Below are 24,350 nucleotides of genomic sequence, written 5' to 3' on the forward strand. Positions count from 1 at the left end.
TTTAGGACAAAAAACTCTCCTCTTAGCGGATTTATTATCCGTTAGCAGATGAGAGTTTTTCTTTGATAGTTCATTAGTATATCGTTTTCTTCGCGTACCCTTGAATCGATTCTTTCCGATTTCCTTTTTTTGCTGCCGTAAATACCGGGATATCAAAATATTTGCTGAGTGTTCCTGCTATAAAATAAGCAATATTATAATCAACCAAACTGTGGATGAGTCCACCAATTCCCATCAAGATGAACACTGTATAAAAATACCCTTGAGAGTAATACGTGTCAGGCATATTACCGATGAAGTAAAAGATGCTGACTACTAGCATTTCTACTAAAGAATGAATCACACCTATCACAAAATTGAACCCTTGAAAACGCCAATTAGTAAAAGTAAACTGTCCATTCTTTAAAACGATACTCGGATGCTTCTGCAAGTACCATGCCCCAATCAATGCAAATACAAGATGTGACAATGCGCGCAATGCAATGATAACTGGCGTTGTCAAAAAGAAACCGAATGTCGTACCTAGCGCAACAGCCACTGCAACTCCTGGTGTAAAAAACATCGCAATAAATAATGGCACATGAGACGCTAATGTAAAAGAAGCAGGTGGAATCATGATTTTAGGCATAACCATTGGGATAATGACCCCCATCCCAATCAATAAAGCAGAAATCGTTAGTTTTCGAACTGAATTTTTTCTCATTTTTTCTCTCTCCTAATATGTCTTGACACTTAAATGTCGACTTAGTATAACTTACTTACTAATAACTGTCAAGACACATATTCTTTTCTAAATCCATACAAAATGAGTGTGAGTATCAAGTATAAGAATTTTTGATCAAGAGACAAAAATAGGAGATGGGACAAAATTTGTGTCACATCTCCTTGTTCATAATAGGAATCAAAAGCTTGCCTCAGCGGCGATAAGACCAACCAAATCAAAAATAGGAGAAGCTGTTTTTTGAAATTGCTCCTTGTACCTCAGAGTTAAATGGTAGGCTCACAACCTCTTTTTTTACTGCTTATTTTCTGACATCGCATTGCTTAATGCGGCAAATTCTTGTAATGACAACGTCTCACCACGACGTTTTGGATCGATTCCAGCCGTTTCCAAGCTTTTTGATAACCATGTTTTTGTCTGATCATCTTTGCCATACGAATGCTGCAAATTATTCCAAAGTGTTTTTCTTCTTTGCTGAAATGCAGCTTTTGTCAATCGGAAAAATGCTTTTTCGTCCGTCACTTCTACTGCCGGTGTATCTCTTCTTGTCAGTTTCAAAATCGCTGAATCTACATTTGGCTGAGGGACAAATACTGTTTTTGGTACGATGAAGGCTAAACTGGCTTCCATATAATATTGAACAGCAATCGATAATGAACCGTATGCTTTCGTTCCTGGTTCAGCAGAGATTCGATCAGCTACTTCTTTTTGCATCATGACGACTAATTCATCTACGACCAAATCCGATTCAAGAAAATGCATCATGATGGGCGTCGTAATATAATAAGGTAAATTTGCTACTACTTTTAACGGAAGCTCTTCATGAAATGTTTCTCTTACGGCTGTTGATAAATCCGTCTTCAGAATATCTTGATGTATGATGGTCACATTGTCATAGGGTTGCATCGTATCAGCCAATACAGGGATCAAACGATCATCAATCTCAAATGCTACGACTTGCTTTGCATGCATCGCTAATTGTTCTGTCAATGCGCCGATTCCTGGCCCAACTTCGATCACGTTCGTTCGTTCATCTATTTGCGCAGTTTCTACGATTTTTCTTAAAATATTTGGTTCAGTGAGAAAATTTTGTCCTAAACTTTTTTTAAATGAAAAACCATGTTTCAATAAAATCTCTTTTGTTCTAGAGGGTGTCGCGATTTCACGATATTCACTCATGTTGTTCCTCCACTATTTTCATTGCTTGTGCGAGCTCTTTCGGCGTGATACGAAACATCTTCAAACGTTTTTCCAATTGTTTGCCATTCGTATAACCGATACGCAACTCATCACCTAGTTTTTCTCGTTTTTCTTTTGCTTGTGCTCCAGCTATTAAACCATAGTCTAAAAGGTCTTGTCTAGTGATTTCAGAAACAGCCGTTTGGGAAATATCTGGCGTCACAACCTTTTTCAATGCTTCTAAAATAGCAGCATCACTTGCATGCTCAACACCAAGACTTCCCTTTTTCTTTGGTTTAGCTTGTGTACGCGGTAAAAAAGCATGTTTTGCTTGGGGAACAGCTTCCATAATGATTTTTCTTATTTTTTCTCCTGAAAAATCAGGGTCGGTAAAAACGATCACCCCTCGAGTCTCTTGGGCATGTTCAATTTGCATCAGGATATCTTCATTGATAGCAGAACCAATCGTTTCTATCGTATCTGCATCAACTACTTCCCGAAGCCTTCTTGTATCGTCTTTTCCTTCAACGACTATAATCTCTTGAATCTTCATCTTATCCATGTTCGCTTAGACCAAATAATCGGTGCGCATTTGACCATGTTTGGGCAGCCACTTCTTCTGTTGGCAGATTCCGAAGTTCAGCAATCTTTTCTACTGTATAACGAGTATAGCCTGGTTCATTTCGCTTTCCTCTAAAAGGAACTGGTGCCAGATAAGGGGCATCTGTTTCCACAAGTAATCGTTCGATTTGTACATTTGTTGCAGCCTCTTGGACGTCTAATGCTTTTTTGAAAGTGACGACACCGCTAAATGATATATGCATCCCTAAGTCAAGAAATCGTTTTGCCCATTCATAATCACCGCTGAAACTATGCATGATTCCACCAATATCTCGAACATCTTCTTCTTTTAGGATTTGATACGTGTCTTCAAGTGCTTCTCTAGTATGGATACTGATTGGAAGGTTCATTTCTTTTGCGATAGCAATCTGTCTGCGAAATACTTTATCTTGGACTTCTTTCGGGTCTTCCATCCAATGATAATCCAAGCCAATTTCCCCTAATGCTACAACCTTTGGCAAAGTCAATTGTTCTTGTAATTTATTTTCGATTTCTTTCGTATAACTGCCAGCCTCTGTCGGATGCCAGCCGATAATACTGTAAATATTTGGATAGTCATGGCTTAATTGCAAAGACTTTTCAATCGTTGGCGTATCGAAGCCCACGACCGCCATTTTCGTTACCCCCATTTCTTGTGCTCGCTGAATCGTTTCTGGAATATCTTCATTGAACTGCTCAGCATTTAAATGGGTATGAGAATCAAATATCATGTTTATCTCTCCTTTTCATTCTTACTTTAGCACATAAGCACTGCTTGCAGAAGTAGCAAAAATCAAAATAGAAGAACTTGTTTTGTTGAAATAGAAAAAGCACGAAGATCCAGAGGACTTAGTTCGTACTTTTTCTGTCTGTTGTTGAAATATTTTACTCTTCTGAGCGTTTTTTCTTTTTTTGATAATAGACTGGAATACCAATCAAGGTAACACCTATACCGATCAATGCTAATTTCGTTTGCGTCATCATCGTCATACCTAAAATGAAAATAGCACCGAGAATCGCAATAATCGGAACGATTGGATAAAGTGGTACTTTATATGGGCGTGGCAATTCCGGCGCTTTTTTTCTTAAAATAAAGACACCGATAAAAATCAGTAAACTGAATAGCCACATCACAAAAATCAACATGTCGGTTAAAAAGTCGAAAGAACCAAGGCTCATCATAATACAAGCTACTGCTAACTGGAAAATCGCAGGAACATAAGGTACCGTAAATTTCTTTGAAAGCTTTGTCAGCTGTTTGCTGAAAGGTAGCTCGTCTTCCAAAGCCATCGCATAAGGCACACGAATCCCAGTTAAGGTATACCCATTCAATGCCCCGTATACCGAAATCAAAATCCCAATAGTGACCAGTTTTCCGCCGATTTCTCCAAAAATGACGTCTGATGCTTCAGAAGCTGCGTTCAAATTACCGGCAAGATGATCAATCGGCAGAGTTTTCAAGAAAACAAAATTGATCAATAAATAAACGACAGTGACAAAACTCAGCCCTAGTATAATCGCTTTAGGCAAATCTTTTTCCGGCCGTTTCATTTCACCAGCCATTGCGCCGACGCCTAACCAACCGTCATAAGCAAACAATGTTGCTAGCAACGCACTGCTCAAGCCTTCGACAAAAGTAACCTCTTTTCCAGCTTCGATTGGAAATAGCTGAACAGTTCCTTGTCCTGGTGTCAATAATCCCCATACGACAATCACGGCAATTGGTATCAATTTAACAATCAGCGTCACTGATTGTACAGACGCACCGACTTTTGTTCCTAATAAATTCAATCCTGTCACAGAAACAGCGGTAATCACTGCAATCAACAAAAGATAGTCGGTAGATAATTGTAATAAGTTCGTCAATTGTGTCGCAAAGATAATCGATAATGCAGCAATATTAGCGGGGAAATAAATCAAGCTTTGCGCCCACCCTAATAAAAAGCTGGGCAGCTTTCCATAAGCTGCTTCAATATATTTGACAGCTCCACCAGTTTCTGGGATCGCTGTAGCTAATTCAGCCACTGTCAATCCAGCACAGATCGTTAAGAAACCACCCAAAAGCCAAGCTAGTAATGTCAAACTTGTAGACTGCGTGCTTGCAGTAACAGCAGCGGTTTTAAAGAAGACCCCTGCGCCGATCACGGTTCCCATAACGGTAGCTAATGCGCCAAACAGATTGATTTCTCGTTTTAGTTTGCCTTTCATTCCCATCCTCTTTCTTCTTTGAAATTTGGTATAATTTTCAGTATAACTGAGAATATTTTAATTTACCATTCTTTTTTCTCCACTTTCAATGAAAAACTCCCTCTTAAGACGGATGTATTTCCTCTTTATTTTGCGTATACTAAACCTACCTTTTCCACGAAGGAGGAACAGTTTATGGATTTTAAGCGTTCTTATCCGAAATTAGCAGATTATTTATCCAACCGAATCGATTTTTCTCGTAAAGAACAGCAGCAGTCCCGTTGGCATTGGTTCACGTTGATTTTATTTGGATTATTGACCATTGCGACATTATCACAAAAATTGATATTGCTGACGGTGTTCATCGCAATTGTTGCATTGATCAAAGGTCCCGTGATGATTTTGTGGGGGATGTTGTATTCCTTTCTAGTGGGGCTATTCCCACCTATCGGTATTTTGCTTTCAGCGATTTTCTTTTTGTTGAACATTGGAACATTTACAAAGAATTGGCGGATGACCTTAGTAGGAATCTATTTTTATTTTTATCCCTTCGGAGTGATGGCACTTCGTGAAATCATGCATTGGAATAATCATTGGTTTTCAGCTGGTGCCTTGCTTTTAGGATTGATCTTGCTTCATGTGATGTTGACGAAACTGTATCAGCGTTATGGTATTGGAAGAACGATTTTCTGGTACGTCTTTTCGATTCCATTTGCACTGCTTACTGCTCTCTTGCCAAGCCGTTTGAAGACAAAAATAAAAGGTTATCATAAAATCAAATAATAGGATTTTTACAAAATAAAGAAAACAATCATCGATTTTGACCTCGATGATTGTTTTCTTTATTTTGAATACTATTAGTAGATGTAAACAAATTATTGCTTTCAAAATCCTTGGATGTAAGAGACAATAAAATAAAAAGGAGTAGTACCCAGATGAATCAATTAAAAACCGCCCGTCCACTTATCATTATGTTGCTTCTTTCTGTCTTTACGATTCCTATTAGCCTTTTTCTTAATTGGCAGACAGATGAAAGAATCACAAATATTTTATTCAACTATTCGCAGCCACTTTTTCTTTTGTTTTTAGGAAGCTGCAGATTCCATCGGTGGGTAAAGCTCGTCCTTCTTTTTATAGGATACATTTTATATGGTTATATGTGTCTTTATTATATGATTGGCTTCCATAATCACCATTGGGGCAATTGACAGGAATAAAAAAACTCGCAAGCAGCATTGTCTTGCGAGTTTTTCTTATGATTTTATGCGATCTCTGAGCCATTCGGCATGGATTTTGGTGCTTCAATCACTTGTAAAGAGCCATCTGGTGCTTCTGCGGAAAGGATCATTCCTTGACTGATCTGTCCACGCATCTTTCGTGGTTTCAGATTTGCGACGATCACTACTTTTTTCCCAATCAGTTCGCTTGGATCAGGATAGAATTCAGCGATTCCTGACAAAATTTGACGATCTTGGCTGTCTCCAGCATCTAGTCGGAATTGCAACAACTTATCTGCCCCTTCTACTTTTTGGCAGTTGATGACTTCTGCTACTTTTAGTTCTACTTTTTCAAATACATCAAATTTGATTTGTTTTTCTTTCGTTGAAACAAGTTCTGTTTCTTCTGGATCCCATTTGACTGTATCTTCGTTTGTTTGAGTACCTTCAGACATTTTTTCTTGGATAAAAGCAACTTCTTCTTCCATATCCAAACGTGGGAAGATTGGTGTACCTTTTGCAACTACTTTTGTTCCTGAAGGGAATTCGCCAAAATGCAATCCTTCAAGATTCATCGTTTCAGAGTCCAATCCTAGTTGATTGAAGATCTTCTCTGGCGTTTCTGTCATGATTGGTTGAAGTAAAATCGCGGCGATACGCAAGGATTCAGCTAAATGGATCATGACACTATTCAATTCAGCTTTCTTTTCTTCGTCTTTTGCTAATACCCATGGTTCTGTTTCGTCAATGTATTTGTTTGCACGAGAAATCAGCACCCAGATTTCAGCTAACGCTGTATTGAATTCCATTTTTTCCATTGCATCATGGTAACGTCCGACAACGTTAGCAGCCGTCGTAGACAGTTCACTGTCAAATGGAGTGACAAGTGAGGCATAATCAGGAACGAGACCATCACAATATTTGTTGATCATAGCAATCGTACGATTCAATAAGTTCCCTAGATCATTTGCCAGATCATAATTGACACGAGAAACAAAATCTTCTGGTGTAAAGACGCCATCTGACCCAAATGGCACAGCACGAAGCAAATAATAACGGAGTGCATCTAAACCATAACGTTCCACAAGCATTTCAGGATAAACGACATTTCCTTTTGATTTAGACATTTTTCCATCTTTCATCAATAACCAGCCATGACCAAATACTTTTTTAGGTAGAGGCAAATCAAGAGCCATCAGCATGATTGGCCAATAAATCGTATGGAAGCGAACGATTTCTTTACCGACCATCTGAACATCTGCAGGCCAGTATTTTTCGAATAGACTTTCATCCTCGGACCCGTAGCCTAGTGCAGTGATGTAATTGGACAATGCATCGATCCATACGTACACCACATGTTTCGGATCACTCTTGACTGGTACCCCCAAGTAAAGGTTGTTCGTGAAACTGCAAGATCTTCTAATCCTGGTTTGATAAAGTTGTTGATCATTTCATTTTTACGAGATTCTGGTTGGATGAATTCGGGATGTTCTTCATAGTATTCCAACAGACGATCTGCGTATTTGCTCATGCGGAAGAAGTAAGATTCTTCTTTTACCAATTCTACTTCGTGTCCGCTTGGCGCTTTACCGCCGATCACATTACCTTCATCATCTTTGTACACTTCTGCAAGTTGTGTTTCTGTAAAGAATTCTTCGTCAGAAACAGAGTACCAGCCTTCATATTCACCTAAGTAAATATCTCCCTGTTCTAATAAACGATCAAATATTTTTTGAACAGCTGCTTTATGGTAATCATCTGTCGTACGAATGAATTTGTCATAACTGATATCAAGCGTTTTCCATAATTTTTTGACATCAGCCGCCATTTTATCTACGTATTCTTGCGGTTTTACACCTAATTCTTCTGCTTTTGTTTCGATTTTTTGACCATGTTCATCCACTCCAGTGAGATAAAACACATCAAAGCCCATCAACCGTTTATAACGAGCAATTGCGTCACATGCAATCGTAGTATATGAGTTGCCGATATGAAGTTTGCCGCTTGGATAATAGATTGGCGTAGTGATATAAAAAGTTTCCTTTTCTGCCACGGGGCTCTTCCTCCTTTATCGCATGATGCGAATTCGTTTCCTTGCTAGTATACCATAAAAAAGCATGCTGTTAGCTTTTTTTCAAAATGAAAAAGTCTGGATAAATGACTTGTTCTCTACGATGACTCCCTCCTTCAAAAGGAAGGACAGAGGGAATAAATGCTATTTTTCATCTTGTTTCATGTTTAGTCGGAAACGGCTTTTTATTTCTTTCCTGACTCGTGGTATAATAAAGACTATCTATTTTAGTAAGGGACTGGAACGATCATGCAGAAGAAACATCTTTTTTTTACACTTAGTATTGCTTTTCTTTCATTAGCACATTTGATATTCAGCTATTTTTATATTCGTATGTATGGTTATTTTAACCTTCATGGGCATTTGAACAGTTTCATGACAGTCGCATGGCTTTTACGTTTTGTCATTGACGCATATATCGTTATTTGCGGCTTCTTTGCCGTTCGTGAAGAGCGGTATAAAGTATTGCCGTTTTATCTGCTTTTCTTTTTATTCAATCTAGTACTTCCATTTATTTTTCATATTTAAGGAAGAACCAAGGATTTTTCAAGTAAATCCTTGGTTTTTTTTCAGAGTCTGCTACAATAAGGTAAAAAGTACTTTTAATGTCAACGGAGGTGGTCTGATGAACCGATTTGCTTCTAAAGAAGAAGAAAAATTATATTATGAACATGAAGCAAGTGAAGAAGATTTTCTTAACTGGTATCAAAAACAGGAACGTCCAGAATATGACAAGCCCTCTTTGACTGTCGATATCGTACTGATGTGCTATAACAAAGAAGAAGATCAGCTGAAAGTATTGCTGATCCAAAGAAAAGGGCATCCTTATCGAAATTCATGGGCATTACCTGGTGGTTTTGTTCAAAAGGATGAGTCAACTGGAGAAAGTGTCTTAAGAGAAACAAAGGAAGAAACTGGTGTAGTTATCTCTAAAGAAAACATTGAACAACTGCATACATTCAGCACGCCTAATCGAGATCCGCGCGGTTGGGTCGTCACAGTCAGCTACTTAGCTTTCATTGGAGAAGAACCGCTGATCGCCGGAGATGATGCTAAGGAAGTACGCTGGTTCACATTGGAACGTCACGGCAACAAGATCAATTTATCGAGCGGAGAAGTGGCTATCTCACTTGACTTAGTCACTGGAGAGTCTTCTGGCAAAGATACTTTAGCTTTTGACCATAGTCAAATCATTTTGAAAGCATTCAACCGTGTAGTCAATAAAATGGAACACGAACCGCAAGTTTTGCAAGTTTTAGGTAAAGATTTCACGATTACAGAAGCTCGAAAAGTATTTGCAAAGTTCTTAGGAATCGATTATAAAACGATCGATCATTCCAATTTTAAGAAAGCTATGCTCCAATATTTCGACGAGATTGGCGAACGTCCTGTAGGAATCGGTCGCCCTTCAAAAATCTATCAGCTCAAGCCGGGACATCATGAGTAAGAATTGTGAAGAAAGGGCTCCGTTCTGAACACTCAAGATAAATGGAAAGCCGCTCTTTGTGTTTTGCGTTTTTCGCTCCATACTTTGGCATATCAGTAAAATTCTTCGAATAAAAAAATAACAATAGCAGAAAAACTCGTACGAATTTTTTCTGCTATTGTTTTATTGGTTTGTCATAATTAGTGAGCTTTTCTTCAAAAGAAAATTCCTAGAAACAAAAGTCAATCAGACTTTTTATTAACAAGGCGAACCCTAACGCTCCTGTCAGTTTCATTCATTTTTTATTCCTTAATGACCGAATGCCTGCCTAGTTGTTCTAACACTTGGCTCTTTCTTACAAAATTGCTTTCTTCTGCTCCGTCGGTATTGATCAAAAGAAATTTTTTATTATACCATTGGGACTTATAACGCAATTTTGTTATTAATTTATGCCAGTCATGAATAGAAAAATCAGCATGTGCATCTTCTTTTGGAAAAGATTCTACAAATAAGTAGTCATATTGTTTGACCAATTTCCCAGATAATTGTTCAAGATAATCTTCTCGCTGGTTCTTTTGTTTCAGATAAAGATCCATTACTTTTCTCTTTTGTTTCTGATAATTGCTTGCCTGATCTAACCTGGTCTTTCTATGGTGAGCGGAGCGGACTTTTACGCTTAATTTCCGCTGTGCATGCTGAAGTTTTTCTTCTGTCTGGTCAAATTTTGGTAAAGTTACTTCTATGGGATGCGATGTTTCGATCAATGTTTTTGGATGATAGGCAATCCCAATCCATTTAGCTGACGATTCTTTTTTTATTGATGAAACATCACAAAGTAGTGCGACATAGAACTCTTCATTATATCGAGCAGAAATCGTAGCGGAACGAATCGTGCCTTCGACTGGACGGTGCTGGTTTATCTTGATTAGTTCTTTTTGTTTTGGTAATTTTAAGTGGCCGTTTTTCAGATAGACCGTATGAGTTTGATTATTCGTCGTATAAGATTGCCACATACTTTTTTTCGTTTTAAGCTTTGGGAAGCTGGCACGTCCCTTGAAATAATTGCGAAAAGCTCGGTCCAAATTAAGCTGTGCATTTGCTAAAGCAAGACTGTCTACCTCTTTTAAGAATGGGTATTCTTTTTTTAACGTAGCAGGCGTGAGCGAAAAATCGACCACTCCTGTTTGTTGCCAACTTTTCTGCCGTTCTTTCAGCAAATGGTTATAGGTAAATCGAACACAGCCAAAAGTACGGATCAATTGCTGTTTTTGTTCTTCTGTCGGATACATACGGAATTTAAAAGCTTTTAGCATCTATGTCCCTCCTAGTTAGCAACCAGAAGAGATTCCTTTTGTCGTTTTAATTTTTTTGCGTAATATGGGACTTCCTGCTCAGTTGCATAGACAAAATGTTCTGGTGCGATTTCACGAAGCTGACGTACTTGTCCGTCATCTGGTTCGGGTTGATATTTGATTCTTCTGCGCTTTCTCTCATGATCTGGATCTGGCAGAGGAATAGCAGATAACAAACTTTCTGTATAAGGATGGACACCGTGATTATAGATTTCATCACTTTTTCCCATTTCTAATAACAAACCGTTATGCATTACACCGATTCGGTCGCTGATATGTTTAACCATTGATAAATCATGCGCAATAAATAGATAGGTCAATTGATGTTCTCGTTGGAGATCTTGCAATAAATTGACAACTTGGGCTTGGATGGAAACATCTAATGCAGAAATCGGTTCATCGCAAATGATAAATCGCGGTTTTACTGCTAATGCTCGTGCAATACCAATACGCTGGCGCTGTCCGCCTGAAAATTCATGGGGATAACGAGTGCCGTGGCTCGGATTCAATCCAACGGTTCTTAATAGATCATCGACTTTTTTGGCACGTTCCTCTGGTGATTTAGCTAACCCATTGACATCAATTCCTTCCGCAATGATATCTCTGACTTTCATCCGAGGATTCAACGAAGCGTATGGATCTTGAAAGATCATCTGAACATCATGTCGGAATTTCGTCAATCCTTTTTTGTCTTTGATCTTCGTTACATCTTGACCGTCGAATAATATCTCACCGTCAGTAGGTTCATTCAAACGAATGATCGTTCGGCCAGTAGTGGATTTTCCGCTTCCAGATTCGCCTACTAAACCAAATGTTTCTCCTTCATAGATGTGAAAGCTGATGTCATTTACAGCATGTACTTCATTCTTTTTTCCTACATTGAAATACTGTTTCAGTCCTTTAACTTCAAGTAGTTTATTTGGCATCAGCAATTCCTCCTTGACCATAAGTATGTTTTTGTTTCTCTTTAAAAATAGCCCAGCGACGTTGGATTTCTCCTGGCGGCGTCACTTTAGGCGCTTGTGGAGCAAGTAGCCAAGTTGCTGCCTTGTGTGTTTTTGATAGTTCAAAAAATGGCGGTTCTTGTTCTGCATCGATTTTCATCGCGAATTCATTTCTTGGGTAGAATGCGTCTCCTTTTGGTGGATTCAGTAAATCCGGTGGAGAACCAGGAATGGCATACAATCGGTCGTTCGCACTGTCTAATGTCGGCATTGACCCAAGCAGTCCCCAAGTATAGGGATGTTGCGGGTTGTAGAAAATTTCTTCGGATGTTCCAACTTCAACGATTCTTCCCCCATACATAACAGCTACACGGTCAGCAACGTTCGCTACTACACCAAGGTCATGAGTGATAAAGATGATTGATGTATCGATTTTTGTCTGAATTTCTTTCAGTAGTTCCAATATTTGTGCTTGGATAGTCACATCAAGTGCTGTTGTAGGTTCATCAGCAATCAGAATTTCCGGATAACATACCAGTGCGATCGCAATCACGATCCGTTGGCGTTGACCTCCTGAAAACTGATGGGGATAACTATTGATACGTTTCTCAGCTTCAGGTATACCAACTAATTTAAGCAGTTCTAACGCAGCTTTTTGTCCCTCTTTTTTCGAAACTTTATTATGCTTTCTAAGTGACTCAGCAACTTGTTTCCCAATAGGCATCGTCGGATCTAAAGAGGTCATTGGATCTTGGAAAATCATTGCTATTTCTTTTCCGCGGATTTTTTGCATCTCTCTTTCTGTCTTTTCAACGATGTCTTTACCTTTAAAAAGGATTTGCCCAGCATCTATATTGGCATTGCTCGACAGCAAGCGCATGATGCTTCTGGTTGTCACTGATTTTCCGCTTCCAGATTCCCCAACGATCGCCAATGTTTCTCCTTTATTCAAATGAAAATTGACACCGCGAATCGCTCGTACCTTTCCAGCATACGTATCAAAAGAGATTTCTAAGTCTTTCACTTCTAAAATTTTCGTCATCGTCCTCACTCTTTCATTTTAGGATCAAAGGCATCACGCAATCCATCAGCAAGTAAGTTAAAGCCAATCATGATAACCGATAAAGTTACTGCCGGAATCCATAATAGATAAGGCAGATACAGGAATGTCTTGTACCCTTCGCTCAACATCGTTCCTAATGAAGCTGACGGAGGCGTAAGACCTAAACCGATAAAACTTAAAAAGGCTTCGAAGAAAATAGCAGATGGGATGCTAAACATCATTTGAATAATAATGACACTGGAGATATTCGGCAAAATATGTTTGAATGCAATTTTCATTCTTGATTCACCTAATGTTAATCCAGCTAGAACATATTCTTGATCTTTTAATTTCATTGTTTGTGCACGAACGATACGTGCCATTGGTATCCAGTTTGTGATGGCCATAGCAGCCACGATGGAAAAAATTCCTGGTTCAAACACGACCAACATCAAAATCATGACAACGAGGTTTGGAATTCCTGACAAGATTTCCAAAAAACGTTGCATCGCATTATCGACACGTCCGCCTAACAAACCAGATATTAACCCGTAAGCTACACCAATCGTTACATCTAGTAATGCAGCAATAAATGCGATCAGCAACGAGATTCTCGTTCCCATAAATAAACGGCTTAATACATCACGGCCCAAACCGTCTGTTCCTAAAAAGAAACTTACGTTTGAAGGAACGTTTGCTTGAGCATATTTATCAACCAGTTCTCCGCCGACCATTGCTTTTCCATTCAATCCATCGATATTGATTCCCGGAATACGAGGAGGCAAATTGATATAAGCCACGTTTTGGGCAGTTGGATCATGTGGCGAAACAAAGATCGTGACCACAGAGATCAAAATGATGACCAACAGTAAAAACATTGAAATAACGGCAGCTTTGTTTTTCTTTAAACGGCGCCATGAATCTTGGATAAAATTCAAAGAAGGTGCAGTAATCTGCTCACGTTCTTCTTCGGTATTTTTTTGTAATGGAAGAAACTCATCCGCAGGAATATCTGCGACTGTTTCATAACGCTTGGGTGTCATTTCCATTTATCCTCGGCTCCCTTCTGAAACACGAATTCTTGGATCAACTAGACCGTACAGCAGATCAACGATCAAAATAACAAAAATCAACATAAATGAGTAAAGAATCGTTACAGCCATGATCGTAGGATAATCATTTGTTGTGATCGACTTAACGAATTGTTCACCGATACCAGGAATAGCAAAGATATTTTCTACCACCAGTGATCCGGTCATCAATGCGACAGCCAAGGGTCCTAATAAAGTCATCAATGGGATCAAACTATTTCGAAGACCATGTTTAAAGGCGATTTCCCAACGGCTCAATCCTTTTGCTTTTGCTAATTCCACGTAATCACTATGCAGTACTTCCACCATTTCCGTCCGGATAAATCGAGCAGAATCAGCAAGCGGCGACATGGCCAATGCAATTGTCGGCAAGATCGTGTACACAAATCCATCCCATTTTGCGATTGGTAAAACTTGTAATTTGATTGCAAAGATATATTGTAGTAAAACAGCAAATACAAAGTTTGGAATGGAACGACCTAATATTGCTACAAGTGTAGAAGATGTATCTGCCCATGTATTTTGCTTCATGGCAGAAATCGTTCCTAAAATCGTTCCTAGGACTGTTCCAAAGATAATTGCCTGTAACCCTAATTGCAAAGACGGTCCGATTCTTCCAGCTAACAAATGTGCGACTGGCTGGTTTTTAAATTGGAAGGAAATTCCAAAATCTCCTTGAAGCAAATTAGAAAGATAAATCCCATATTGTACGATAACTGGTTTATCCAAACCGACTTGTTTATTTAGCATCTCGATTGTTTCAGGACTCAAACGTTCCTGATTCGTATATGGCGTGCCCGGCAGCAATTGCATCAAGAAAAAGGTGATTGTTGCAATTAACCAAAGCGTGATGATCATGAAAAAGACACGTTTTAATACATATTTGATATAACTATTCACTAATGTTTCCCCCTAGCTTTTGACTTCTGACAGATGTTTCGCTACATTATTAGATAATGAAGCAAAAATAAAGGAGCAATCAAATGAAAAAAAAATCTATCCCCTACGCAGTAGCTTTTCTACTGATTCTGGTTATTTTAATAAAAAACGTCATCAACCATTCCTTTACACTCATTCAATTATCTAATGATCTATTCTTATGGTCATTGCCGTTTCTGATTATCGGCGGTTTTTTATGGGTCTTTTCTTCGGGTTTCTTCGATCATTTTCAGCGATCGGTCCATCTTGCACGAACAAGGAACCGAAAGAAAAAACCAGAATTTTCCTCGCTCTCGACTGCCAGCTACGGTATGTACAGCTTTTGGCTGATCATTGCCGGAATACTAATTGCTCTTTCTGCTATTTTCATGCTTTTTTCTTTGTTAGGATAAGTGAATATGAGAACGAGGTTGCGACATTTGCCGCAGCCTCGTTTTTTCTCATGCTCACGGTATTAACGATTATTCTTCAACGTATGTCCATTTGTAATCCCATGAAGCGCCTGCAGCATGGTGAACGATACCTTTGATTTTTTCATTCACTAGGTGACCTTCTGCTTTTTGGTACACCGGAACGACACCCATATCATCAGAGATGATCTTGATTGCTTTTTGGAAATCATCCCAACGGGCTTGTTCATCGCCAGCATCTGTTGATGAAGCTGCTTTAACTGCTTCGTCATATTCTGCATTGCTCCAACGACCACGGTTGTATGAATTACCTGTGACAAACAAATCAGTAAAGCTGCTTGGGTCTGCATAGTCAGCAGCCCATCCGCCTAGTACTGCGTCAAAGTCACCCGAAGTTGAGCGGTCAAGACGCACAGAGAATGGAACAGGTGTTGGTTTGACTGTTACGCCATCCAAGTTTTCTTGGATTGAGTTTTGAACATATTCGATTACTTTTTTCGATGAATCATCATCAGAAGCCATCAAATCAAATTCTAAAGAATCAACGCCCAATTCTTTTTTCGCTTTTTCCCAATATTCTTTTGCCTTATCTTTGTCATAAGAAACTAATTTTCCAGCTTCTTTTGCAAAGTCTTCGTTCGTTGTTGGACTTTTTACCATATCTGATGGGATCAATCCTGTAGAGACAACTGATCCGTCACCTAGTACTTGTTTTACTAAAGCTTCACGATCGATTGAATAAGAAATAGCTTTTCTTAGGTTCACATTGTTGAATGGTGAATTCTTTTCACGTTGGTTGAATTCGATATAGCTTGTCCGTGCTTCTTTAACAGAAGTATAAGCTGGATCGTTTGCGTTTTGCTGTGCTAATTCACCAGACAAGATCACATCATCGGCTTGGCCATCTTTGAATAAGTTCAACGCAGTAGAAGATTCTTTTACTACACTGACTTTGATTTCAGAAAGTTTTACTGTGTCTTTGTCCCAGTAATGGTCATTTTTCTTATAAGTCCATTCTGTATCTGTTCCTGGTCCATCGAAATCTTCTAATGTGAATGGTCCATTATAAACAGCTTTATCACTTGCAGATGCATAGGCATCCCCATTTTCTTCCACTACGGATTGTTTTTGTGGGAAAAATGATGGGAAAGCAAGCAGGTATTGGAAATATGGTGTTTGTTTCGTCAATTTGATTTCTAATTCATAGTCGCCAACTGCTTTGATCCCTAGTTCTGATTTATCTTTCTTTCCAGCTGTGATGTCTTCTGCGTTTTCAACTGGCGCATACAGGTAAGCATATTCAGAAGCTGTAGCTGGGTCTACTGTTCGTTGCCAGCCATAAACGTAATCCGCTGCTGTAACAGGATCACCGTTTGACCATTTTGCATCTTCTCGTAATTTGATTTTGTAAGTTAATCCGTCTTCACTGACTTCTGCCAACTCGCTAGCTCCTGCCGGCTGTGGTTTGCTGTCTTCATCAAGACGGTAAATTCCTTCATAAACGTTATTCAATGCTGTAAAACTGATTGTATCTGTTGCAACTGATAAGTCAGCTGTAGGCATTTCTTGAGGCACGACTAAGTTAAATACGCCTCCTCCATCTGCAGAACCGCTTTTTGCTGAACTACTGCTTGTGGCTGAACTGCCGCCATAACATCCAGCAAGTACAAGGCCGCATACCGCAACCAAACCAAATGTAAATTTCTTTTTCATTTTACGTACCCCTTTATTGGAATTTTCAGAATAATTAATATTTTCTGAAGTTGTTTAAGAGTTTAATGAATAATTATTAAAAAATCAACACTTTTTTTTTGTCTTTTACATAAAATAATGATTTTTTCGTGAGGTTTCAAGGAATTTTTCAGAAAAAAATAGCTTTGTACAAGGTTTTCTATTGCCTTCCAGTAACCATTAAATAATTTTTGTTATATTGTCTATTATTGCCATACAAAGATAAAAAAGAATAAAAAAAAGGAACTGTGACAAAAGTCTTTTCACAGTTCCTTATCCGAATAAACGGTGTTCTCCTGCCAACTCCTCGGTCACAAGTCACAATAGTCATCAAACATGAGAAGCTGTTTTTTGAAATTACTCCTTGTGACTCAGAGTGAAACGGCAAGTTCCCGACCTCTGGGTAAACGGTGTTCAATCAGCTGACCCTCGATATTAGCTCAACAAACGGCAAAATATGAAGAACTATTTTTCCGTTTGTTTCTCTAATACTCAGGTCAGGACGCTGATTTCACAACCTCTTTTTATTATTGAGAATCTGGTCGAGGAATAATCGTTTTTGCCATCCAAATATCCGGTTTGTCCCAACCATTTGCATTTGGTAAGACACCTACGATTTTATAACCTAATTTTTCATAGAACTCATACGGATGTTCACGAAGGTTCTGGATGGAAGCCACTTTATCAAACGTATGCTCATACAGGTCCGTTTGACTTAACGTTGTTCCATGGTCTAAATCATCCGTACCTAAATAAATCGTTATTCCTCCTCTGGAAGCTACTTCTTTTTCTAAGTAATTGACTAATCGAGTACCTATTTGGTTCTTTCGTCGAGAGCTTTCTACAACTAATGGATGCAATTCCCAACCTGTGATACCGTATTGAGGGATTGCACCAATAAATCCTACTAACTCATCTTGGTCTACCGCTGCTATCGCGATTCGTTCTGGATTCATCATTTCTTCTACTTCTTCTGCCGAGCTGTCTCCATATTCTTCCGGCCAAGTCAGTCTCAGTAAATCAGAAAGCTGGTCTTTCAATACTGGATTATTACGGTCAAATTCACTGATTATCATACGTCTTCCCCCTTGTTCTTGCTTATTCTAACAGTCCTTTTGAAAAAACGAAATGTTCTCGCTCAAATTCTTTAGCAGTCAATTATTTCTCTAGCAAACTAATCGGCTGCCCTGCTTATAAAGCAAAAAAAACTCCAGAAATACTATTTCTGCTAAGGTACACATATTCTATTGCAGTACGACCTCTAGAAAAAATGGAGGGATACCTTCACGGAGCATCTGTCAGTTATGGTGTACTGACCTTATTGATGATGGATCAGCAGTTCGATTTGTTTGATAAAATCTATGTGTTTATGAAAAAAACAACTTCCAGTATCGTTAACCGACATGAATCTCAATATCACGACCGATTTAGAAGCAATCTTAGATAAAGCCATGACCACAAATGATATCAAACATGTGCCTTATGAAATCTCCCGAGAAAAATTTAAACAGGCCATTCTTGACGTAGAAACTTATCATGCTACACAAGAAAGCCAGCAAGGATATAAGAAAATCAGTTAAATAATTGCTAAAACCCCCATCAAGCAGGCTGTCATCAAATTGACGACATTTCTTTGCTTGATGAGGGCTTTTCTTGTCAAAAAACGCTTTATAACTTTCGCTATAGAATCTTTTCACTTATTTAAGTTGGACAGTTCCTTAATTAATAAAACTGCTCCTTTTATGGTAATTGAAAAAACGAAGCAGGCTACGATTATTTGGCAGCTGTTTTTTTCATTTGCTTGCTTCGCAATTGTCCGCAAGCTGCATCAATATCTGTACCATGTTCTTTACGTATCACACAGTTTACGCCGTTTTTCTTCAATACATCATAAAATCTCAATACATCAGCTTTTGGACTGCGAGAATATTGATCATGTTCACTGACTGGATTATATGGAATCAAGTTGACATATGCTAACTTTTTCTTATCTTTTAATAGATCTGCTAATTGTTGCGCATGCTCTGGTCTATCATTTACTTGATTCAACATGATATATTCAAACGTGATTCGACGGTTTGTTTTCTCTAAATACTCATCCACAGCTTCCATCAATTTCTCAATTGGGAAACTTCGGTTGATCCGCATAATCGATGTTCGCACCTCATTATTCGGCGCGTGCAAGGAAATAGCCAGATTTACTTGCAAGCCGTTATTAGCGAATTCCTTGATTTTGTGTGCTAAGCCACTAGTAGAAACTGTAATATGTCGCGCACCAATCGCCAATCCTTTGGCATCATTAATAATATGCAAAAAGTCCATTACATTGTCGTAATTATCAAATGGCTCACCGATTCCCATTACGACGACATGGGAAACACGTTCGCCAAGATTGCGCTCATCAAAATAATGTTGAACCATCATGATCTGCGCGACGATTTCTCCAGCGGTCAAATCACGGTTCTTTTTAAGCAACCCGCTTGCACAAAATGTACAGCCGATATTACATCCTACTTGTGTGGTCACGCAAACGGACAAGCCGTATTCTTGTCTCATTAGTACGGTCTCGATCATATTTTTATCAGGAAGTTCAAACAAATATTTTACTGTACCGTCCGAAGCTTCTTGGACGACCATTTGTTTCAGAGGATTGATGATAAAATGTGCCGATAATTTTTCTATCAATTGTTTTGATAGATTCGTCATTTCTGTGAAGTTACTTACACGTTTTTGATACAACCATTCCCAAACTTGGGCAGCTCGGAATTTTTTCTCACCGTTTTCTATAAACCAATTGATTAATTCTTCATTCGTCAAGCCATAGATGGATTGTTTTTCCAAAGTATTTTCCCTCTTTTTCTCAAAGTTTCGCTACATACTATACATGATTCGTTTAGTTAATGCAATACTTCACAAATAAATCGAATAGAACTTTCATCTCATAAAAATCAAAAAAGACAAAACATCGTACCGTATTAGAAAAGATGGGAAAAAAGCCATTTTTTCTCTTGGTATCATCATGTCTTGTCTTTTTTATATAGTTATTCGTTTTTCAACCGTTCATTGAACAAGTTTTACATATCATTATCTTCCGGCAGTGGTTCTGATGTTTCCTCTTGATCAATGAATACTTTCCGAGGCTTACTTCCTTCTGATGGGCCAACAACTCCATGAGCTTCCAGTTCATCTACGAGTCGAGCGGCTCGGTTGTAACCGATTCGAAATCTTCTTTGGAGAAGGGAGATACTTGCTGTTTGCATTTCAACAACAAGTGCTTTTGCTTCCTCAAACAGCTCATCTTGTGGCTGTTCTGGGGCACCTGCCGTTTCAACTTCATCTGTCGGCATCATTTTCTCTTCATAATGAGCTTCTTGCTGATCTGTAACAAATTGAACGATCCGCTCCACTTCATGGTCAGAGATGAACGCTCCTTGCACACGGATAGGTTTATTCTCACCCATTGGCAAGAACAGCATATCTCCTCGCCCTAAGAGCTTTTCTGCTCCATTAGAGTCGATGATCGTCCGAGAATCTGTACCACTTGATACAGCAAATGCCATTCTAGAAGGTACATTTGCTTTGATGATCCCTGTGATAACATCCACACTTGGACGTTGAGTAGCTAGGATCATGTGGATGCCCGCTGCCCGAGCCATTTGCGCTAAACGAATAATCGCATCTTCGACTTCGTTGCTAGCTACCATCATCAAGTCAGCTAATTCATCTACGATTACTACGATGAATGGTAAGGTTGGATGTTTCGTTCCGTTTTCTAAGTTTTTCTGCTGAACAAATTCATTGTAACCAGAAATATTTCTTACACCAGTTGCCGCAAATTTTTCATATCGTTCTTCCATTTCTTGTACTACTTTTTGTAAGGCTTGTGCCGCTTTTCTAGGGTTCGTTACGACCGGCGTCAACAGATGAGGTATCCCGTTGTACATATTTAATTCAACCATTTTCGGATCGATCATCATCAGTTTTACTTCATGGGGCTTAGCACGCATCAATATACTTGTAATGATCCCATTGATTGCTACTGACTTCCCACTACCAGTCGAACCAGCTACAAGTAAGTGAGGCATTTTCGAAAGATCAGCCGTTTGTACTCGTCCAGAAACATCACGTCCTAAGGGTACTTCCAGTAATTTATCTGGATGGTTTGGCTGAGCTTCGATGATTTCTCTAAAGGAAACCATACTGATCTTTCCATTTGGTACTTCAATACCAATCAGTGATTTACCTGGGATCGGCGCTTCCATCCGAACATCTTTCGCTGCTAAAGCAAGTGCGATATCATCTGTTAAGTTCACGATTTTACTTACTTTTACCCCTACAGCTGGTTGGACTTCGAATTTTGTGACGGATGGGCCTAAACTAGCTTTGACGACCTTAGCATCCACACCGAAACTTTGGAAAGTTTGTTCCAATACACCGATATTTTTTTCAATTTTTTTATACTCATCACTTTGATCCACAGTTGGTATAGAATCAAGCAAGTCAACTGTCGGCAATTCATAATCTTGATTTTCCTGTTCTGCTTCGATCTCAAATTCTAATGAGGTACCGTCATCCTCTGGCAACTCATTAGCATAACCTTCTGCTGTATTGGTCTGTTTTGGTGTATCTGGGACTGGTTTTTCTAGATTCGCAGGATGGATATTTTCTTGAAAACTGTCAATTGGAACAAAACTTAACTGCTCAGGTTCGGCATTTTCTTGTTCCTGCCATTCATCAGGAGTATTTTTCCTTTGCTGGTTCACAGCTTTTTTCTTCTCATATTCTACTGCTTCTTTTTCTGCTGCTTCTTGTGCCGCTAAGCGTCTCGCTTCTTTCGCTTCTGCACGCTGTTTCATTCTTTCTTCCTTTGCCGCTTGCTTTTGAGCTTGCTTGGCAGGATCACCTTCCAATAATTCCTGTACCCGTTCTCCAATTGATTGGATACCATTCAGCAGCTGATAGCCTTCCAAATTACTGAACAAGAATGCTCCACCCGCCAGTAATAGAATGGCTACTAAATAACTTCCAGGCTGTGCAATCAAGAAATAAGTGAAATGATAAAGAATTGCTCCGATCATCCCTCCGCCAACGTTATTATCTACTTGACTTTGTTTTATATCGCTAGCCAATAAGTCCCATGTCGTCCCCATGATATTTGGTTCCCCAGTATGGAGTTTGCCAAATAAATGGGCATGTAGCAATAATAAGATACCGAAATAAAAGAGTATACCGCCAAACCAGCGTCGGTTTTTGCCAATTGAAAACTCTGTATTCTTAATGACAATCCAAAATCCTAATACGGCTAATAAAAGACAGAGGATTTGGTAAGTATTTCCTGCAATGATCCGAAAGCCGTTTGCAATCAATATTCCTAAAAAACCTAATTTTAAAAAGCCGAATACAGCAAATAGAATCAAGGCAAATCCAACACCAATCGTCAGCATTTGTTCTTGCTGCTGTTTTTGCTTTTTCGTTTTTTTCGTCTTTTTCCTTTTCTTAGTAGGCCGTTTCTTTTGTGCCATTTATTATCCCTCATTTCATCAAGTTTCATTATACAAAAAAAAGCAAGGGAACTAAAGTTTTGTTTGAAAGAACTGACGCTTTCTTTCATTTTTCAGCTTATTTTACAGTTTTTCTTAATTTCTAAATGATTTTATCAAAAAAAGGCACGGCCATATCCAGCCGTACCTTCTTGTTTTAAGCATGAGAACTAAAGGTTCTCTCCATTTTCTTCAATCAGTTTTTGGTACCAGTAATAACTGTCTTTCTTATATCGTTCCAAAGATCCTTCTTGTGTTTCATCTTGATCGACATATACAAATCCATATCGCTTTTGATAACCGTTCAGCCAACTCAGCAAATCTGTATAAGACCATGTACAATAGCCTAATACTTCTGCGCCATCCGAAATTGCTTCTTTGATTGCTTTGACATGGCTTTGTAAGTAATGGATTCGATAGTCGTCATGGATTTGTTTGTCTTCTGTCAACTTGTCATATTCTCCTAAGCCATTTTCCGTGATCAGTACCGGCATGCGGTAACGGCTTGTGATACGACGCAATCCGATCCTTAAGCCTTCTGGGTCGATCTCCCAGTCCCAATTTGTTCGTTCGACAAATGGATTCTCAACTTTTTTATACATTCCAGGAACCCCTGTTTCTTCTGATGAACCTTTTTTCCCAGTCGTATTCATTTTTCCTGCTCCAACTCCATCTAATGGATTGAATGCATTCGTCGCTGTTTGATAGTAATTGATCCCAAGGAAATCTGGCTTGGCTGATTCTAGCAATTCTGCATCGCCAGCTACAATCGTTGGCGCCCATCCTTTTTCTTCTAAGAATCTCATAGCAGCAATAGGATATTTACCCCACATGTAGACATCCATCCAATAATTGGCCATCAGATCTTCTGCATTTTCGGCTGCCAGAACATTTTCAGGATTACTGTCGATTGGATAATTTGGCGTATACGCAAAGCTTGGTCCGATTTTTCCAGGCATTTCTAACTCATGGAATTTGTTGATGACAGATGCATTTGCTAGATTTGCGATATGGTTGACTTCATACATTCGTTTTGGATCCGTCACGCCTGGCGGATGTGCTGCTAATAAATAGCCTAATGAAGTAAAGATATTTTGTTCATTCAAACTAATCCAGTAATGGACTTTCCCGCGGAATGCCTCAAATAATGTTTCTGCATAATTAGTGAAATCTTCAATGATTTGACGTGATTCCCAACCATTATATTCATGTTGCAATGCTTGTGGAAGATCCCAATGATACAAAGTCAACATAGGCTCGATACCGTTTTCGATCAATTCGTCGATCAATCTCTCATAAAAAGCGAGCCCTGCTTGATTGACTTCTCCTCTTCCATTAGGAAAAATCCGTGTCCAAGCTACAGAGAAGCGGTAAGCTTTCAGACCTTGTTCTTTCATTAAAGCAATATCTTCTTTATAACGATGATAGTGGTCTACTGCCAGATCACCGTTTGTTCCTTTAAATGTCTTTCCTGGAATCCGAACAAATCGATCCCAGACTGATTCGCCTTTCCCATCTTCTTGCCAAGCTCCTTCTACTTGATACGCTGCAGATGCAGAGCCCCACAGAAAATCTTTTGGAAATGAGGTAAGTTCTTTGTGTTCCATTCATCTCTTCCTTTCCTATAACCTTCAATCGTTCCTCTTTTAGAATAACACGAAACCCCTTCCACAACAAAATAAAATTATGTAAAGGAAGTTGTGAAAGAAGTGGTCAGCTTCAAGAAATAAGAAGGAATTTACGAAAATTGCTTCTCAAATTTTTGTGAAATTTCGGCTTATTTTTCGAAGAAGGTACTTCTGGAACACCGTGTATAAGAGGTTGTGAAATCAGCGCTTTGTCCTGAGTATTAGAGAAACAAACGGAAAAATAGTTCCTCATATTTTGCCGTTTGTTGAGC

The 24,350-nt window shown here is 38.9% G+C and carries 20 protein-coding genes and 3 pseudogenes; 6 read left to right on the forward strand and 17 right to left on the reverse strand.

The window, feature by feature from the left end:
* Positions 1-73: 73 nt before the first annotated feature.
* The 5 genes from FTX43_RS02085 to FTX43_RS02105 form a co-directional block, all read right to left on the reverse strand.
* On the reverse strand, positions 74-703 hold the full coding sequence (locus tag FTX43_RS02085) for a hypothetical protein (protein WP_002314080.1): 630 nt from the start codon (positions 701-703) through the stop codon (positions 74-76).
* A 312-nt stretch (positions 704-1,015) separates the two neighbouring features.
* A complete protein-coding gene (gene rsmA / locus FTX43_RS02090) occupies positions 1,016-1,900 on the reverse strand; it encodes a 16S rRNA (adenine(1518)-N(6)/adenine(1519)-N(6))-dimethyltransferase RsmA (RefSeq protein WP_002310145.1) in 885 nt (294 codons plus the stop codon).
* A complete protein-coding gene (gene rnmV, locus FTX43_RS02095) occupies positions 1,893-2,462 on the reverse strand; it encodes a ribonuclease M5 (RefSeq protein WP_002310144.1) in 570 nt (189 codons plus the stop codon). Before rnmV ends, rsmA begins: the two co-directional genes overlap by 8 nt.
* Complete coding sequence (locus FTX43_RS02100) at positions 2,455-3,231, reverse strand: TatD family hydrolase (protein WP_147606700.1); 777 nt, start codon at positions 3,229-3,231, stop codon at positions 2,455-2,457. Before FTX43_RS02100 ends, rnmV begins: the two co-directional genes overlap by 8 nt.
* A gap of 154 nt (positions 3,232-3,385) precedes the next feature.
* A complete protein-coding gene (locus tag FTX43_RS02105) occupies positions 3,386-4,708 on the reverse strand; it encodes an APC family permease (protein ID WP_002293587.1) in 1,323 nt (440 codons plus the stop codon).
* Positions 4,709-4,882: 174 nt separating this feature from the next.
* On the opposite strand from FTX43_RS02105, the gene FTX43_RS02110 reads away from it, so the two are divergent.
* Both FTX43_RS02110 and FTX43_RS02115 read left to right on the forward strand, forming a co-directional pair.
* Complete coding sequence (locus FTX43_RS02110) at positions 4,883-5,470, forward strand: hypothetical protein (RefSeq protein ID WP_002310140.1); 588 nt, start codon at positions 4,883-4,885, stop codon at positions 5,468-5,470.
* 152 nt (positions 5,471-5,622) lie between these two features.
* Positions 5,623-5,895 carry a hypothetical protein gene (locus FTX43_RS02115; RefSeq protein WP_002310138.1) on the forward strand — a complete coding sequence of 91 codons (273 nt, stop codon included), beginning with the start codon at positions 5,623-5,625 and terminating at the stop codon, positions 5,893-5,895.
* A gap of 53 nt (positions 5,896-5,948) precedes the next feature.
* Here the strand turns inward: FTX43_RS02115 and metG are convergent.
* Positions 5,949-7,957 (reverse strand): annotated as a pseudogene (gene metG / locus FTX43_RS02120) (methionine--tRNA ligase).
* A 267-nt stretch (positions 7,958-8,224) separates the two neighbouring features.
* Between metG and FTX43_RS02125 the strand changes: the two are divergent.
* On the forward strand, positions 8,225-8,503 hold the full coding sequence (locus tag FTX43_RS02125; RefSeq protein ID WP_002293582.1) for a hypothetical protein: 279 nt from the start codon (positions 8,225-8,227) through the stop codon (positions 8,501-8,503).
* Positions 8,504-8,600: 97 nt separating this feature from the next.
* On the forward strand, positions 8,601-9,422 hold the full coding sequence (locus FTX43_RS02130) for an NUDIX hydrolase (RefSeq protein WP_002293580.1): 822 nt from the start codon (positions 8,601-8,603) through the stop codon (positions 9,420-9,422).
* A 281-nt stretch (positions 9,423-9,703) separates the two neighbouring features.
* Here FTX43_RS02130 and FTX43_RS02135 read toward each other — a convergent pair whose 3' ends face one another.
* Genes FTX43_RS02135 through opp3b form a run of 5 tightly spaced genes read right to left on the reverse strand, consistent with a single transcriptional unit; the run spans position 9,704 to position 14,730 of the window.
* The gene (locus FTX43_RS02135) at positions 9,704-10,714 is read right to left on the reverse strand and encodes an RNA-guided endonuclease TnpB family protein (protein WP_002320387.1); all 1,011 of its coding nucleotides are present in this window, start codon (positions 10,712-10,714) and stop codon (positions 9,704-9,706) included.
* 11 nt (positions 10,715-10,725) lie between these two features.
* On the reverse strand, positions 10,726-11,679 hold the full coding sequence (locus FTX43_RS02140) for an ABC transporter ATP-binding protein (protein WP_002310132.1): 954 nt from the start codon (positions 11,677-11,679) through the stop codon (positions 10,726-10,728).
* Positions 11,669-12,739 (reverse strand): ABC transporter ATP-binding protein, encoded by a 1,071-nt coding sequence (locus FTX43_RS02145; protein ID WP_002310131.1) that lies wholly within the window; start codon positions 12,737-12,739, stop codon positions 11,669-11,671. The genes FTX43_RS02140 and FTX43_RS02145 overlap by 11 nt, the downstream gene beginning before the upstream one ends.
* A gap of 5 nt (positions 12,740-12,744) precedes the next feature.
* Positions 12,745-13,788, reverse strand: a complete 1,044-nt coding sequence (locus FTX43_RS02150) for an ABC transporter permease (protein WP_002293574.1) — start codon at positions 13,786-13,788, stop codon at positions 12,745-12,747.
* Complete coding sequence (gene opp3b, locus FTX43_RS02155; protein ID WP_002293573.1) at positions 13,789-14,730, reverse strand: oligopeptide ABC transporter permease; 942 nt, start codon at positions 14,728-14,730, stop codon at positions 13,789-13,791.
* Between the two features lie 83 nt (positions 14,731-14,813).
* On the opposite strand from opp3b, the gene FTX43_RS02160 reads away from it, so the two are divergent.
* Positions 14,814-15,161, forward strand: a complete 348-nt coding sequence (locus tag FTX43_RS02160; protein WP_002316786.1) for a DUF3899 domain-containing protein — start codon at positions 14,814-14,816, stop codon at positions 15,159-15,161.
* A 69-nt stretch (positions 15,162-15,230) separates the two neighbouring features.
* Here the strand turns inward: FTX43_RS02160 and FTX43_RS02165 are convergent, their stop codons facing one another.
* Both FTX43_RS02165 and aac(6') read right to left on the reverse strand, forming a co-directional pair.
* Positions 15,231-16,892, reverse strand: coding sequence for a peptide ABC transporter substrate-binding protein (locus FTX43_RS02165; RefSeq protein ID WP_002289796.1), 1,662 nt, complete (start codon positions 16,890-16,892; stop codon positions 15,231-15,233).
* A gap of 545 nt (positions 16,893-17,437) precedes the next feature.
* A complete protein-coding gene (gene aac(6') / locus FTX43_RS02170; RefSeq protein WP_147606702.1) occupies positions 17,438-17,986 on the reverse strand; it encodes an aminoglycoside N-acetyltransferase AAC(6')-Ii in 549 nt (182 codons plus the stop codon).
* Between the two features lie 133 nt (positions 17,987-18,119).
* On the opposite strand from aac(6'), the pseudogene FTX43_RS02175 reads away from it, so the two are divergent.
* A pseudogene (locus FTX43_RS02175) lies at positions 18,120-18,490 on the forward strand (glycerol dehydrogenase); the annotation flags it as partial.
* On the opposite strand, the pseudogene FTX43_RS15405 reads toward FTX43_RS02175, so the two are convergent.
* The 4 genes and pseudogenes from FTX43_RS15405 to FTX43_RS02195 all read right to left on the reverse strand — a co-directional run bounded on the left by FTX43_RS15405 (position 18,487) and on the right by FTX43_RS02195 (position 24,057).
* Positions 18,487-18,694 (reverse strand): annotated as a pseudogene (locus tag FTX43_RS15405) (hypothetical protein). The pseudogenes FTX43_RS02175 and FTX43_RS15405 sit on opposite strands and share 4 nt — an antisense overlap.
* Positions 18,684-19,751, reverse strand: coding sequence for a 23S rRNA (adenine(2503)-C(2))-methyltransferase RlmN (gene rlmN / locus FTX43_RS02185; RefSeq protein WP_002293564.1), 1,068 nt, complete (start codon positions 19,749-19,751; stop codon positions 18,684-18,686). The pseudogene FTX43_RS15405 and the gene rlmN overlap by 11 nt, the downstream one beginning before the upstream one ends.
* 233 nt (positions 19,752-19,984) lie before the next feature.
* Positions 19,985-22,432, reverse strand: a complete 2,448-nt coding sequence (locus FTX43_RS02190) for a DNA translocase FtsK (protein WP_002310128.1) — start codon at positions 22,430-22,432, stop codon at positions 19,985-19,987.
* A 188-nt stretch (positions 22,433-22,620) separates the two neighbouring features.
* Positions 22,621-24,057, reverse strand: coding sequence for a glycoside hydrolase family 1 protein (locus FTX43_RS02195; RefSeq protein WP_147606704.1), 1,437 nt, complete (start codon positions 24,055-24,057; stop codon positions 22,621-22,623).
* Positions 24,058-24,350: the final 293 nt, after the last annotated feature.

This window comes from Enterococcus sp. DA9 (assembly GCF_008000875.1).
In the GTDB taxonomy this organism is placed as follows: Bacteria; Bacillota; Bacilli; order Lactobacillales; family Enterococcaceae; genus Enterococcus_B; species Enterococcus_B lactis.